The organism is Bradyrhizobium sp. ORS 285 (assembly GCF_900176205.1).
Classification (GTDB): domain Bacteria; phylum Pseudomonadota; class Alphaproteobacteria; order Rhizobiales; family Xanthobacteraceae; genus Bradyrhizobium.
This window is the reverse complement of record NZ_LT859959.1, coordinates 657,931-671,273: the sequence shown is the minus strand read 5'-3', so window position 1 is coordinate 671,273 and position 13,343 is coordinate 657,931. Positions and strand designations below refer to the sequence as shown.

General features: G+C 66.0%; 11 protein-coding genes. 7 read left to right on the top strand and 4 right to left on the bottom strand.

The features are described 5' to 3' along the window. The first annotated feature begins 406 nt into the window (after positions 1 to 406). Entirely contained in the window at positions 407 to 862 is a 456-nt protein-coding gene (locus tag BRAD285_RS03000; protein WP_006614461.1) for a DsrE family protein, read from the top strand. A gap of 120 nt (positions 863 to 982) precedes the next feature. Further along, on the top strand, positions 983 to 2,230 hold the full coding sequence (locus BRAD285_RS02995) for a TAXI family TRAP transporter solute-binding subunit (RefSeq protein ID WP_006614460.1): 1,248 nt from the start codon (positions 983 to 985) through the stop codon (positions 2,228 to 2,230). 308 nt (positions 2,231 to 2,538) lie between these two features. Here the strand turns inward: BRAD285_RS02995 and BRAD285_RS02990 are convergent, their stop codons facing one another. Beyond that, entirely contained in the window at positions 2,539 to 3,180 is a 642-nt protein-coding gene (locus tag BRAD285_RS02990) for a glutathione S-transferase family protein (RefSeq protein WP_006614459.1), read from the bottom strand. A 230-nt stretch (positions 3,181 to 3,410) separates the two neighbouring features. Between BRAD285_RS02990 and BRAD285_RS02985 the strand changes: the two genes are divergently transcribed. Next, positions 3,411 to 5,594, top strand: coding sequence for a multicopper oxidase family protein (locus BRAD285_RS02985; protein WP_035648263.1), 2,184 nt, complete (start codon positions 3,411 to 3,413; stop codon positions 5,592 to 5,594). A gap of 60 nt (positions 5,595 to 5,654) precedes the next feature. Here the strand turns inward: BRAD285_RS02985 and BRAD285_RS02980 are convergent, their stop codons facing one another. Further along, entirely contained in the window at positions 5,655 to 6,929 is a 1,275-nt protein-coding gene (locus tag BRAD285_RS02980) for a serine hydrolase (RefSeq protein ID WP_006614457.1), read from the bottom strand. Positions 6,930 to 7,135: 206 nt separating this feature from the next. Here BRAD285_RS02980 and BRAD285_RS02975 point away from each other — a divergent pair, with 206 nt between their 5' ends. Continuing rightward, entirely contained in the window at positions 7,136 to 7,339 is a 204-nt protein-coding gene (locus BRAD285_RS02975) for a hypothetical protein (RefSeq protein WP_006614456.1), read from the top strand. A gap of 67 nt (positions 7,340 to 7,406) precedes the next feature. Then, a complete protein-coding gene (locus BRAD285_RS02970; RefSeq protein ID WP_006614455.1) occupies positions 7,407 to 7,793 on the top strand; it encodes an ester cyclase in 387 nt (128 codons plus the stop codon). A gap of 292 nt (positions 7,794 to 8,085) precedes the next feature. Here BRAD285_RS02970 and BRAD285_RS02965 read toward each other — a convergent pair whose 3' ends face one another. Together BRAD285_RS02965 and BRAD285_RS02960 are read right to left on the bottom strand one after the other, a co-directional pair. Then, positions 8,086 to 8,469, bottom strand: coding sequence for a cell division protein ZapA (locus tag BRAD285_RS02965; protein WP_006614454.1), 384 nt, complete (start codon positions 8,467 to 8,469; stop codon positions 8,086 to 8,088). Beyond that, a complete protein-coding gene (locus BRAD285_RS02960; RefSeq protein WP_006614453.1) occupies positions 8,466 to 8,813 on the bottom strand; it encodes a DUF4164 domain-containing protein in 348 nt (115 codons plus the stop codon). Before BRAD285_RS02960 ends, BRAD285_RS02965 begins: the two co-directional genes overlap by 4 nt. A 271-nt stretch (positions 8,814 to 9,084) precedes the next feature. Between BRAD285_RS02960 and tkt the strand changes: the two genes are divergently transcribed. Next, on the top strand, positions 9,085 to 11,070 hold the full coding sequence (tkt, locus tag BRAD285_RS02955; protein ID WP_006614452.1) for a transketolase: 1,986 nt from the start codon (positions 9,085 to 9,087) through the stop codon (positions 11,068 to 11,070). A gap of 276 nt (positions 11,071 to 11,346) precedes the next feature. Beyond that, positions 11,347 to 13,221 (top strand): DNA helicase RecQ, encoded by a 1,875-nt coding sequence (gene recQ / locus BRAD285_RS02950; RefSeq protein ID WP_006614675.1) that lies wholly within the window; start codon positions 11,347 to 11,349, stop codon positions 13,219 to 13,221. The last annotated feature ends 122 nt before the right edge of the window (positions 13,222 to 13,343 follow it).

The window sequence follows — 13,343 nt, the reverse complement described above, 5'->3', positions numbered from 1 at the left end:
GTCGTTGCTGACAACAGTTGCGTGCATCGATTAGCCGTGACGCATCCCAGCATTCCGTCGTCATCCCGGCGAACCCCGGGATCCATACCGCTAGGTCCATCATCGGGCACGACGGCAGTCAACGAGCGCAACCAACTAACAGCGGTGGCTATGGGTCCTGGCGTTCGCCGGGACGACGGCGGTGGGCGTGGCTACGGGGGTGGCCCACACGAGACCGCAGTCCTGGCGCGGGTGATCCGAGCCGGCATCATCGCGGCGCTCGCGCGGCGGCGCCGCGCCCGCAGCGCATAGTCTCGCCATGATTGGGGCCCATCCAATGGAGCTGGGGTTGTGGTGGAACACGACCACACCCAATGCCCTACACCGTACATACCTGCCGCGTATCCGCGTACATTGGAGTCCAGGCATGCGCTTCCCTCTCAAGACTGCTGCGGCCGCCTGCGCGCTGCTGATGACATCAGCTACCGCGAGCCTCGCCGCCGACGTCAAGATTCACCGCGTCTCCATCCAGGTCGATCAGAACGATCCGGCGATCATGAACCTGGCGCTCAACAACGCCTCCAACATCATGGAGACGTTCAAGGAGAAGGGCGAGGAGGTCGAGATCGAGCTCGTCACCTACGGGCCCGGGCTGAACATGCTGCGCGAGGACACCTCGCCGGTGAAGGACCGGCTGAAGCAGATTTCCGAGCTCAGCTTTCCCGCCAAGATCAGATTCTCCGCCTGCAACATCACCAAGCGCGGCATGGAGAAGCGCGAGGGACATCCGATCGCGATCGTCTCCGAGGCGAGCCTCGTGCCGTCGGGCGCCGTCCGGCTGATGGAACTACAAGAGAGCGGCTGGAGCTATCTAAAACCTTAGGTAGTCGCCGCCGCAAATCCGCCCGGTTTAAGTCGCACAACGATACGACCTTGGATTGAAGCGGTCACATCAGTCTGCCCACGGGGACACGAGGGCAGACGCGATCGGGGGACTATCGTCATGCGTCGAACGCTCGCGAGCCCAGCGCTGATGGCGCTGGCAACGATCTCTGCTGCCTTCTTCACCTTCAACAGCACGGCGTGGGCGCAAGAGCAGCCCGCAGCCCCGCTCTCCCTGAGGCCGGCGCGTGCGCCGGAGCGGCGCGCCGCCGAGGTCCGGGTGGTGGAGACCCGCGCGCCCGAGCCGCGCGGCGCCTCGGACGAGCTTGCCATCAAGGCGCGTATGAACCAGTGGACCGTCGGCCTTGCCGCCGGCCTGCCCGATGGCGGCTTCGTGCGCTTCGCCAGCGAAATGGCGCGGACGATGGATGACGGCGACAACATGCGCCTGATCCCGATGGTGACGCGCGGGACGACGTCGAACATCGCCGACCTCCTGTATCTGCGCGGCGTCGACGTCGCCATCACCTATGCCGATGCCTTCGACTTCTACGCCAAGCAGGCCGGCCTTTCGAACATCAACGATCGCATCCGCTACGTGCTGCGCTTCTTCATCTCCGACGTGCACATCTATGCGCGGGACGAGTTCAAGACGCTGCAGGACCTCAAAGGGCAGAAGGTCGCGATCGGCACGTCGGGCGTCGCCGCCGCGCATACCGGGCCGCTGATCTTCCGCCGACTCGGCATCGACATCGAGCCGGTCGCGGTCGGCGGGCCGGTGGCGCTGGAGAAGCTGCACAAGGGCGAGATCGCGGCGATGGTGTATGTCGCCTCCAAGCCCGGCGAACTGTTCGCCGGCAAGAAGGCCGATCCGGGATTCCACTTCGTGCCGGTGCCGTACACGCAGCAATTCTCCGATTTCTACTATCCGACCAGCATCAAGGCCGACACCTATCCCGGCCTGGTGGCACCCGACACGGCGGTGGAGACGATCGCCGTGCCCTCGGTGCTCGCGGTGTACAATTGGAAGCCCGGCAGCGACCGCGCCGACCGCGTCAACCGCTTCGTCGACACGCTGTTCAGCAACCTCGCCCGGCTGCAGCAGCCGCCGTTCCACCCCGGATGGAAGGATCTCAACCTCGACGCCCAGGTGCCGGGCTGGCAGCGCTACCCCTATGTCGAGACCGTGCTGGAGCGCATGAAGAAGGAAGCCGACATCGGCCTGCCGCCGGCGGCCACCGGCAGCCTGACCCAGCAGGAGCGCTTCGAGGCCTTCCTCGCGTCGCAAGCCAAGGCGCCGCCGTCGAAGGCGGAAAAGGAGGAGCTGTATCGCTCATTCCTGGAATGGAGCCGGAAGCGGCAGAAGTGAGTGAGTCCAGAAAGTGCGCACGCGGCCCTGCCGACTAATTAGTCGATGACAGGAGTGTCCATCACGGCACGGGCAGTCTGCTCCCTCTCCCCGTTCTTCACGGGGAGAGGGTCGGGGTGAGGGGCAGCCGCACGGGCGGTGCAGTTGTTTCGCGCGGTTTGATCGGCGCTGACCCGTCGTGCCCGTCCGATGGATTTCAGCTCTAGGCACGCTATGTGCCATGCCCCTCACCCGGATTGCTGCGCAATCCGACCTCTCCCCGCAAAGAGCGGGGAGAGGTTTGCACCGCCGTCGAGGCTACACGGTGATCAACTCAACAACAACGCCATCCCCGGATCGCCCTTGGCCATCGCGCGCTGATAGGCCGGGCGGGCGGCGATGCGCGACAGATAGGCCCGGATGTTGGGATATGGCGCGAGATCATAGGGCTGGAAGTAGCGCATGGTGGTGAGCGAGAACACCGTCATGATGTCGGCCGCGGTCAGCGCGTTGCCGGCGAGATAGTCGGCCTCGCCGCAGCGCGCCTCGACGGCGGCGAAGGCACGGTCGAGCCGCGCCCGCATCGCCCCGAGCATGGCATTGTCATCCGGCAGATTGAGCCGGTTGAGGATCATCAGCCGTCCCATCGCCGCCTGCAAGGTGCCGTTGGCGAAGTGAAACCAATAGAGAAACGGCGCGAAGTCGGGATCGTCAGGCCCGGGCCGCAAGCGGCCCTGGCCGTACTTTGCAATGATGTAGTCGACGACAGCACCGGATTCGGCGAGCACCAGCTCGCCGTCGGTGATGACGGGCGCGGCACCGATCGGGTGCAGCGCCTTGTACTCCGCGGGCGCCAGGATCGTCCTGGCGTCGCGCGCGTAGCACTTCAACTCATAGGGAATCTCCAGCTCCTCGCAGAGCCAGACGATGCGTTCGGATTGAGATTTGCCGAGATGATGAACGGTGAGCATGGCGACTTTCGAAACGACGACGAGACAGCAATGATGTCGCCTGCAATGTAGCGGCAGAGAGCGGCACGCGACAATCCGCAACGCATATGCGTCGCAATTGCCGTTGGCCGCCCGACCGGTGACCGCCGGCGGTCTCTTGCAAGGTTGTTTTTTGAACCGACATCAACCTCAATGAGACGCATGTCCGGGCCTGCGGCCGTTGGCCGCGAAAATGCGGAAGGATGCGCGTCATGAACCGCCACTGCTCTCCAGGACGTCTGCTGCTCGCCCTCACCCTCGCCATTCTAGCCGGCGCGGACGCTCATGCGACCGAGCTCAAGGCCATCGCACCGAGCGACCCCTGCGCACCCAATGCCGGCAAGGTCGACGTGGCCTGCGAGGCCCCCGCCGGCAACACGCGGCGCAGCGCGCTGTTGGTCGCGACGCAGGGCGCGGTCACGTTCGATCTGCCGGACGGCCTCACGGTGGGCGGCGCCAAGCTTCCCGCCGGCGCCACCCTGCGGGTCGACGACCTCATGCTCTACGATGGCAAGCTGATCCCCGAGGTGTGGCGGCTGAATGCCGGCGACGTCGTGGACATCAAGCTGAGGAACCAGCTCACGCCGGGCGATTTCGCTGCCACCAATCTGCACACTCACGGGCTCCTGGTGAGTCCCGACCTCGACACCAAGCCCAATCCCGCCAATCCGGCCGAAGCCATCGCTGCCGAGCCCGTGGGCGACACCGTCTATGTCTGCACACTGCCGTCCGGCCAGCCTGCCGGCAGCGAAGGCGAGAAGCGCTGCACGAACCATGGCGGCGCGGCCGCGGCCACGCATGCACGCTTGTTCTTCGGCGAGAAGCGCGACGAGATGAACTACCAGATCGCGCTGCCGGACGCTCATCCGGAGGGATTGTTCTGGTATCACCCGCACGTGCACGGCAATGCGCGGACACAGGTCGGCGCCGGCCTGTCCGGTCTGATCTTCATCAAGGGAAAGCCCGCGGCGAATGGCGCCGGCGCCTCCGGCGGCGCCCGTCCGCAGGATCCGGCCAAGCCGGTCGCCTCGATCGAAAAATTCATGATGCTGAAGGACATTCAGATCGACCAGGTGACGCAGGCGTCGCCGGGAACGCTTAACGCGCGCTTCCTGCCGGTCGATAGCCCGAGCCACAAGTCGGATCTCTGCGGCCCCGGCCCGGGCGATGCGCCGCCGCTCGGGGCCTGCTTCACGCAGATCGATGATCCCGACCACGCCGGCCAGAAGCTCACCCAGGGCTGGCTGTTCACGGTCAATGGTCAGGTGTTCCCCCAGATCTCGCTCGGCTCCGGCGAGCAGCAGATCTGGCGCATCGCCAATGCGAGCGCGGACATGACCTACGATCTCGCCCTCGTCGAGACGACCACCGGCCGGCCGCTGCGCGTGCAGATCCTGGCCCGCGATGGTGTCGCCGTGGTCGCGCAGAGCGGCGGAGCCTCCACCCCCGTCATGGCGGATCGCGTGCTGCTGATGCCGGGCTCCCGGATCGAGATCGGCGTGGACCGCGCCACCGCCGAGGGCCGCTTCGACGGCAGCCAGCCGCTCGAGGCGCGGCTGCGCAGCTACGGCTTCTTCACCGGCGAGACCGCGGGGTTCGGCGACTCCTGGCCGGCGGTCGACCTCGCCGCGGTGTCGTTCGCGGCCGAACCCACCACCCCACCGGCGGCGCTCGAGTCCCTGTCCACGACCCAGGCGCGGCTCAACCGACCCAAGACCGTCCTCGGCGCGGTACGCCAGTTCCAGCCCTTCATCGTCTCTCCCTGGCAACCCGGCTCCGAAATGGCGCGCGCCGTGGCGCCCGACCGCAACGAGCCGATGCCGGCGGCACGGCCTTCAGAGCACGCTCACGGCGGCGGCACCGACGAGCATCCGCAGCCGCCCGCGAAGGATGCCTGCGCCGAACAGGCCGGCCACGAGGATCGGATCATTGCGCTCGCCATCCATGTCGATACGGCCAAGAACATCGAGGACTTCAAGATCGGGGCCGACTGCGCGACCTTCAAAGGCGCCGACTGGGCGGCGCACATCAAGGCCGCCGAGGCAAGCGCCGCATCGTTCGGCAAGAACTCGGTCGTGCTTGCTGCACGCGCGGGCCGTCCCGAGACCTGGACCATCGTCAACGATCCGCTGGACAGCAATCACGAGACGCACAATTTCCATGTGCATCAAATGAAGTTCGAGGTGATCGACCTGTTCGATCCCACCGGCCGGATCACGATGCCGCGCGGCAAGCTCAAGGAGCGGCGGTTCGACAGCTACCCGGTCCCGACCGGCGGCTATCTTCGTATCCGGATCGACTTCAACGAGCAGATGGTCGGCGGCCGCTTCGTGTTCCACTGCCACATTCTGGAGCACGAAGACAAAGGCATGATGGCCGAGATCGAGGTCAAGTAGTCCGGACCATGCGATGGCTGCGGCGCTCGTCTGCACCGATGCAAACGAGCGCCGTCGCGATCACTTCACCATCGCGCCGTAGACGATGTCCTGCACCTGCTCGCGATAATATTTGCGCAGGTCTCCTGGCGCCGCCGTGCCGACCACCACGACCAGCCGCTCCTTGGGATCGCAGAAGAACTGCGTGCCGAAGGCGCCGTTCCAGCTGAACTCGCCGGGATTGCCGGGCACCGCCGACAGACCCTCGCTGGTGCGCACGGCCACGCTCAGTCCAAAACCGAAGCCCGCGCGATGCGGCTCGACGGTGGCGACGGTGTTCTTGATCTCCGGTCCGAGATGGTTGGAGGTCATGTGATGCACCGTCTTCGGGCTGAGGATGCGCACACCGTCGAGCTCGCCGCCGTTGAGCAGCATCTGGCCGAAGCGGATGTAGTCGCCGATGGTGGCGAAGGAGCAGGCGCCGCCGCAGTCGGACCTGGTCGGCGTATCCAGCAGCCTGATCGCCTGCGGCTTGCCGGTGAGCGGATCGTTCGGGAACGGCCGCGCCAGTCGCGACCGCTGCGCGTCTGAAGGCGCGAAGGTCGCGTCCTGCATGCCGAGGGGCTTCCAGACGTTGTTGGAGAGATACTCGCCGAGCCGCTGCTCGCTGACCTTCTCGACGACGGCGCCGAGCACGTCGATGGAGAAACCATATTCGAACTGCGTGCCGGGCTGATGCGCCAGCGGCAGCTTGGTGAGGCGCTCGATGAAGGACTGGGTGTCGCCCTCGATCGCCGGCGCAATGCCGTCGGGATAGAGCCGCGCCACCGGGCTCGCGCTGTCGGGCCGGCCGCCATACATCAGGCCCGAGGTGTGGCGGTAGAGATCGTGGATCAGGATCGGCCTCGCCTGCGGCACCAATTGCAGCGCGCCGTTCTCCTGCACCAAGCCGACCTTCATGTCGGCGAACGCCGGATAGTAGTCGGCGAGCTTCGCCTGCAGCGGCAGCCGCCCCTGCTCCATCAAGCTCAGCCCGGCCACCGCGGCCATCGGCTTGGTCATCGAGGCCAGCGCGAAGATCGCATCCAGCGGCATCGGCGTGCCCTTGACCGGATCGAGCTGGCCATAGGCCTTGTAGTGAACGAGCTTGCCGTCACGGGCGATCGCGACCACTGCGCCGGGCACGCGCTTGGCGGCGATCTCGCGGGCGAAGAAATCGTCCATGCGGGTGAGGCCCGTTTGCGAGAAGCCGACCTCGTCGGGCTTGGCTTCGGGCAGCGGCGCGGCGACGAGCGGAGTCGCGAGCGCGGTGAAGGCTGCGGCGGCCGCCGCGAAAATCAGTCTGTTCAAGAACACCTCCCTGATGCGAACACGATCCCGCTTGTCGGCGCGGGATTCGGTGATGTCCGCCTGCCCCAGCAGTAGGGCAGCACGCAGCGAACGACAAGCGCTCGCAACACGGTTGCATCGCGACGACGTGATCGCGTTCGCTGCTGCACAATCACCGCGTGGCACGACGAATGATTGGGGATGGGTGAGACCGCTGCTGCGCGAGGTCACGCATGCTGAAGGCGATCGGACTGATCGTTCACACGATCTGGGCTGTATGTGCGATGGCGACCGGGACATTCGTGGGTGTCGCCGTTGGCCTCCACTCCGGCGGCTGGATCGGCGCGGTGGCGCTGGGCATTGTCGGCCTGATCATCGGCGCCCTCGCCGCAGCATTTCCGTTGGAAACGATCGGGCTGATCCTGGAGGGTCTCTGATCAGGTCTTCGGAACCGTTGCCCTTGCGCGAGGTTGGCCGATTCTCGTTCCAAACCAAGCACAGCCGATGACCGCAGCCGAGCTCGCCAATCACTATCGCGCCTACATTGTCTGCCTGAATGCGCAGGCTTGGCCCGCGCTCGGGGATTTCGTGCACGAGCACGTCGTGCATAACGGCCGGCAGCTTGGACTGGCGGACTATCGCGACATGCTGATCGGCGACTTCGCCGCCATTCCCGATCTTCGCTTCAACATTGGCTTGCTGGTGGCGGACCCGCCGCATGTTGCGTGCCGGCTGGACTTCGACTGCACGCCGAAGGGTGAGTTTCTCGGCCTGCCGGTGAACGGCCGGCGTGTCGTCTTCAGCGAGAACGTGTTCTACGAATTTCGCGACGGCCGGATTGCGGAAGTGTGGTCGGTGATCGACAAGGCGGCGATCGAGGCGCAGCTATGAGCAAGAGCGCTGTAGGCGACGCACAACTATGACGTAGATCGAGCCGTCGCCAAGCTCACCGCTGTCGTCCCTGCGAAAGCAGGGACCCATAACCACCGCTGCTTGTTGTTGCGCTCGGTGTCGACCACCCTGCCCGATGGAGAGATCACGCGGTAAGGGTCCCGGCTCAAGGCCGGGACGACACCGGTAATGGAGCGGCGAGCTTGCCAAACACTCGTGCAACACTCTTGCATGCAGGACCGCACCACAATCACGATGAGATCGCGCGAGGGCCTGCGAGCTTGGATGTGCTCTACCCGATCGCCACGCCGCCACCGATGGTACGGTTCAGCACCTGCGTCGTGCGCTCGATGCGCTCGGCCGCGGCGTTGAGGGCCTTCGCCACCGCGACCTGCGTGGCGCGGGCGCGGTCGACGGATTGGCTGCGGACGTTGCGCAAGCCTTCGAGCTCCTGCTCCAACATCTGCACACGCTGATTGGCATCGATCAGTTCATCGCAGACAGTGAGCGCGGCCATCACGGTCAGCCGGGCGTCGCCGATCTCGCCGAACTTACCGCGCAGATTGGTGATGCGGGTCTCGAGACTTTCCGCGAGCTTCAACAGGCGAAGCTCCTGGCCCTCCTCGCAGGCCATGCGATATTGGCGGCCGTTGATGGTGACGTTGATGTGGCTCATTCGTCATCCTCATCGTCATTTGCGCCATCTTGGCCAGCGCCATTGAGCACCGCGCGGATGGTGCCGATCGCGGTGTCCAGCCGCTCGGCGATCTCGCGGTTGGTGCGCTCCAGCCGGCGCGTCTTCATCAGCGAGCCGTCGAGTTCGTCGGCGAGACGCGAGCGGTCGGCGCCGAGCGCCTGGATGCGAGTCGCCAACTCGTCCTCGTCGCGATCGGCCTCGCGCCGCCGCTCGACCGCGCTCTCCAGCGCGTCGAGCGCGGTCATCAGGCGCCGCGTCGCCGCCTCCAGATCGGCGGCGCCGGGTTCCACCTGGCCGGCAAGGTTGGCAGGGTGATCGTTCATGACGCGGATGCGAGGCCCTTATACCGCCTGGGGATAGCGACAAAAGCCGCTGTCCGGCAAGCGTTTACGGGCAGAATCTTACGTGCTGGGCGAGCCAAGCGCAACGCTCGGCGGAAACTATGCACTACTAAGCAACTTTTGGGACGCAAACGACGTTGCATTGCCTTTGATTCCCGGAACTGAGGTGCTAATCAGCCCGCAAAATCCCGGCCCGCCAGCGATACCGGCGGCTCTCCTGTCATCAGCATTTCACGTTTGGACGGATTCCAGCATGACGCAGGTCGATCACTCCCGCATGGCCAACGCCATCCGCGCGCTCGCAATGGATGCCGTCGAAAAGGCGAAATCCGGGCATCCCGGCTTGCCGATGGGCGCCGCCGACGTCGCCACCGTGCTGTTCACCCGCGTGCTGAAATATGATGCCGCCGCGCCCGCCTGGCCGGACCGCGACCGCTTCGTGCTGTCGGCCGGCCACGGCTCGATGCTGCTGTATGCGCTGCTGTATCTGACCGGCAACGAGGAGATGACGCTCGACCAGATCAAGCGCTTCCGCCAGGTCGATTCGCTCACCCCGGGCCATCCGGAGAACTTCCGCACCAAGGGCATCGAGACCACCACCGGCCCGCTCGGCCAGGGCATCTCGACCGCGGTCGGCATGGCGCTCGCCGAGAAGATGCTGCAGGCGGAATACGGCAAGAAGATCGTCGACCACCACACCTATGTGCTGGCCTCCGACGGCGACCTGATGGAAGGCATCTCCCAGGAAGCCATCGCGATGGCCGGGCACTGGAAGCTCAACAAGCTGATCGTGCTGTGGGACGATAACGGCATCTCGATCGACGGCCCGCTGTCGATCGCCGATTCGGTCGACCAGGTGAAGCGCTTCAAGTCGGCCGGCTGGGCCGCCGAGCTGATCGACGGCCATGATCCCGAAGCCATCGCCGCTGCGATCGCGCGGGCGCAGAAATCCTCGCGGCCGAGCCTGATCGCCTGCAAGACCACGATCGGCTATGGCGCACCGACCAAGGCCGGCACCTCCAAGGTGCATGGCGAGGCGCTGGGCGCCGAGGAGCTGAAGGGCGCCAAGGAGAAGCTCGGCATCTCGCAGGAAGCATTCTCTGTGCCGGACGACGTGCTCGCCGCCTGGCGCGAGGCCGGCCGCCGCGGAGCAGCTGTCAGGACCGAGTGGGAGACACGGCTTGCCGAGATGGGCCCGCGCAAGCGTGCGGAGTTCGAACGCCGGCTGCGCCATGAGCGTCCCGCCGCGCTGTCGAAGGCGCTAAAGGACCACAAGAAGGCGCTGCTGGAAAATCCGCTCAACGTCGCCACCCGCAAATCGTCGGAGGCCGCGATCGAGGCGATCGCAGCGGCCATGCCGTTCGAGTTCGTCGCGGGCTCGGCCGACCTCACCGGCTCCAACAACAACAAGGCGAAGTCGGCGACCTCGTTCTCAGCCAAGACGCCGAAGGGCCGCTTCATCCATTACGGAATCCGCGAGCACGGCATGGCGGCGTGCATGAACGGCATCTTCCTGCATGGCGGCTTCGCGCCGAACGGCGCCACCTTCCTGGTGTTCTCCGACTATGCCCGCGGCGCAATGCGCCTGTCGGCGCTGATGGGTGCGGGCGTCGTCTACGTGCTGACCCACGATTCGATCGGCCTCGGCGAGGACGGCCCGACGCACCAGCCGGTCGAGCATCTGGCGGCGCTGCGCGTCATCCCCAACATGCGCGTGTTCCGACCGTGCGATTCGATCGAGACCGCGGAGTGCTGGGAGCTGGCGCTCAACCGCACCAACGGCCCGACCGTGCTGGCGCTGACGCGGCAGAACCTGCCGCAGCTGCGCACCTCGGCTCCATCCGACAATCCCTGCAGCCATGGCGGCTATGAGCTGGTCGCCGCCCAGGGCGAGGCCAAGGTGTCGCTGTTCGCCACCGGCTCGGAGGTCGAGATCGCGGTGGCCGCGCAGAAGCAGCTCGCCGAGCGCGGCATCCCTGCGCGCGTCGTCTCGGTGCCTTCGCTCGAACTGCTGCTCGAGCAGCCGGAAGAGACCAAGGCCGCGATCATCGGCAAGGCGCCGGTCAAGATCGCGATCGAGGCCGCCGTGCGCTGGGGCTGGGATGCCGTGATCGGCCAGGACGGCATCTTCATCGGCATGCATTCGTTCGGCGAGAGCGGCCCGGCCAAGGAGCTGTACAAGCACTTCGGCATCACCGCCGAGGCGGCGGTGGACGCCGCGGTGAAGCGGCTGGGGTGATCTTCCGTTGGAAGCCTCCATTGTGGCAGCAACGGAGGTCCACTTCTCCCGTCGGGAGAGGTCGGATTGCATCGCCAGATGCAATCCGGGTGAGGGATTACGGTCTATCTGTCGGCGCAAGCCCCCTCACCCGGCGCTGCGCGCCGACCTCTCCCCGGTGGGGAGAGGTGTACGGAGTTGGTCGCTGGCGGCTCGATCCAAACATTGCGCTGTTCAGCAGGCTGAGACCCTCTAAAATCGTCTGATCAGATGACCTGGTTCGCGTAGTCTCCCAGCATGTCCACAACCCCCAACGCCACGACCGACACGGCCGATCGCGCGCTGGCGGTGCTGCATTCGGTGTTCGGGCTGCCGGGCTTTCGCGGTGCGCAGGAAAAGGTGATCTGGCATGTCGCCGAGGGCGGCAATTGCCTGGTGCTGATGCCGACCGGCGGCGGCAAGTCGCTGTGCTATCAGCTGCCGGCTCTACTGCGCAAAGGCTGCGGCATCGTGGTGTCGCCGCTGATCGCGCTGATGCGCGACCAGGTCGCCGGCCTCATCGAGGCCGGAGTCAACGCCGCCGTGCTCAACTCCACGCTGTCACGCGAGGAGGCCGACGAGGTCGAGCGCCGGCTGATCGCAGGCGACCTCGATCTGCTCTATGTCGCCCCCGAACGATTGGTGACGCCGCGCTGCCTGTCGCTCCTGGAGCGCGCCGACATCGCGCTGTTCGCGATCGACGAGGCGCATTGCGTATCGCAATGGGGGCACGACTTCCGCCCGGAATATATCGGCCTCTCGGTCATCGCCGAGCGCTTTCCCGACGTGCCGCGCATCGCGCTCACCGCGACCGCCGACGAGCTGACGCGCAAGGAGATCGCCGAGCGGCTCAGCCTGACCGACGCGCCGCAATTCGTCGCGAGCTTCGACCGTCCCAACATCCGCTATGAGATCGTCGACAAGCACAATGGCCCGGCGCAGCTGAAGGCGTTCATAAGGGAGCGTCATCCGGGGGACGCGGGCGTCGTCTACTGCCTGTCGCGCGCCAAGGTCGAGGACACCGCGGCAGCTTTGACCGAGGCCGGCATCACCGCGATCCCCTATCATGCCGGGCTCGACCCGGCTGTGCGCTCGCGCAACCAGGACCGCTTCATCAACGAGGACGGCGTGGTGGTCGTGGCCACCGTCGCCTTCGGCATGGGCATCGACAAGCCGGACGTGCGCTTTGTCGCGCATCTCGATCTGCCCAAGAGCATCGAGGCCTACTACCAGGAGACGGGACGCGCCGGGCGTGACGGCAAGGCCTCGACCGCGTGGATGGCCTTTGGTCTCTCCGACATCGTGCAGCAGCGGCGCATGATCGACGAATCCACCGGCGCAGAAGCGTTCAAGCGGATGTCGATCCGCAAGCTCGACGCGCTGGTCGCGCTCGCGGAGACCGCGGGCTGCCGGCGCAAGCTGCTGCTGAGCTATTTCGGCGAGAGCCCGGCGGGCGAGAATTGCGGCAATTGTGACAACTGCGTGTCGCCACCGAAGATGCGCGACGGCAAGGTGATCGCGCAGAAGCTGTTGTCCTGCGCCTATCGCACCGGCCAGCGCTTCGGCGCCATGCACCTGATCGACGTGCTGGTCGGGCGCGCCACCGAGCGCGTCAAGCAGTTCGGACATGATCAATTGTCAGTGTTCGGCATCGGCCGAGAGATGAATGAGAAGCAGTGGCGCGCGGCGCTGCGCCAGCTGGTGGCGATGGGGCATCTGGCGCCCGACACCGAGGCCTATGGCGCGCTGAAGCTGACGGAGACATCGCGCGGCGTGCTGAAGGGCGAAACGCCGGTGATGCTGCGCGAGGAGACCGCCAGCACCCGCGCCATCCGCAGCAAATCACGACGTGGCGAGCTGGTGGCGCGGCCCGCCGCGGCCGCTGATGCGCCGCTGCTCGCAAGCCTCAGGGCGTGGCGCTCGGAGATCGCGCGCAAGCGTGGTGTACCAGCCTATGTGGTGCTGCACGATGCCACCATCGACGGCATCGCCAGCGCCCGCCCGGCGACGCTGGGCCAGCTGCGCGATATACCAGGGATCGGCGACAAGAAGCTCGAGCATTACGGCGACGAGTTGCTGGCGCTGATCAATGCTGCGCGCTCCGCAGGAGCAGGATCGCCGCCAGACAGTTGAGGTTTGCGCGAAAAAGGTCTACCAAAAGGCCCTTATCGTCCGCTCCCGCCCGGCAGAACCGGTCGGCATCAGTTCCAAAACCCTCGTGGCGCCCTGTTAGGAGGACGCAGACGGGGACGAGA

Bases quoted from the DNA above. Each gene is read 5' to 3' on its own strand.
- BRAD285_RS03000 (WP_006614461.1), top strand. From the start codon at position 407: ATGCGCTTCCCTCTCAAGACTGCTGCGGCCGCCTGCGCGCTGCTGATG.
- BRAD285_RS02995 (WP_006614460.1), top strand. From the start codon at position 983: ATGCGTCGAACGCTCGCGAGCCCAGCGCTGATGGCGCTGGCAACGATC.
- BRAD285_RS02990 (WP_006614459.1), bottom strand. From the start codon at position 3,180: ATGCTCACCGTTCATCATCTCGGCAAATCTCAATCCGAACGCATCGTC.
- BRAD285_RS02985 (WP_035648263.1), top strand. From the start codon at position 3,411: ATGAACCGCCACTGCTCTCCAGGACGTCTGCTGCTCGCCCTCACCCTC.
- BRAD285_RS02975 (WP_006614456.1), top strand. From the start codon at position 7,136: ATGCTGAAGGCGATCGGACTGATCGTTCACACGATCTGGGCTGTATGT.
- BRAD285_RS02970 (WP_006614455.1), top strand. From the start codon at position 7,407: ATGACCGCAGCCGAGCTCGCCAATCACTATCGCGCCTACATTGTCTGC.
- BRAD285_RS02965 (WP_006614454.1), bottom strand. From the start codon at position 8,469: ATGAGCCACATCAACGTCACCATCAACGGCCGCCAATATCGCATGGCC.
- BRAD285_RS02960 (WP_006614453.1), bottom strand. From the start codon at position 8,813: ATGAACGATCACCCTGCCAACCTTGCCGGCCAGGTGGAACCCGGCGCC.
- tkt (WP_006614452.1), top strand. From the start codon at position 9,085: ATGACGCAGGTCGATCACTCCCGCATGGCCAACGCCATCCGCGCGCTC.
- recQ (WP_006614675.1), top strand. From the start codon at position 11,347: ATGTCCACAACCCCCAACGCCACGACCGACACGGCCGATCGCGCGCTG.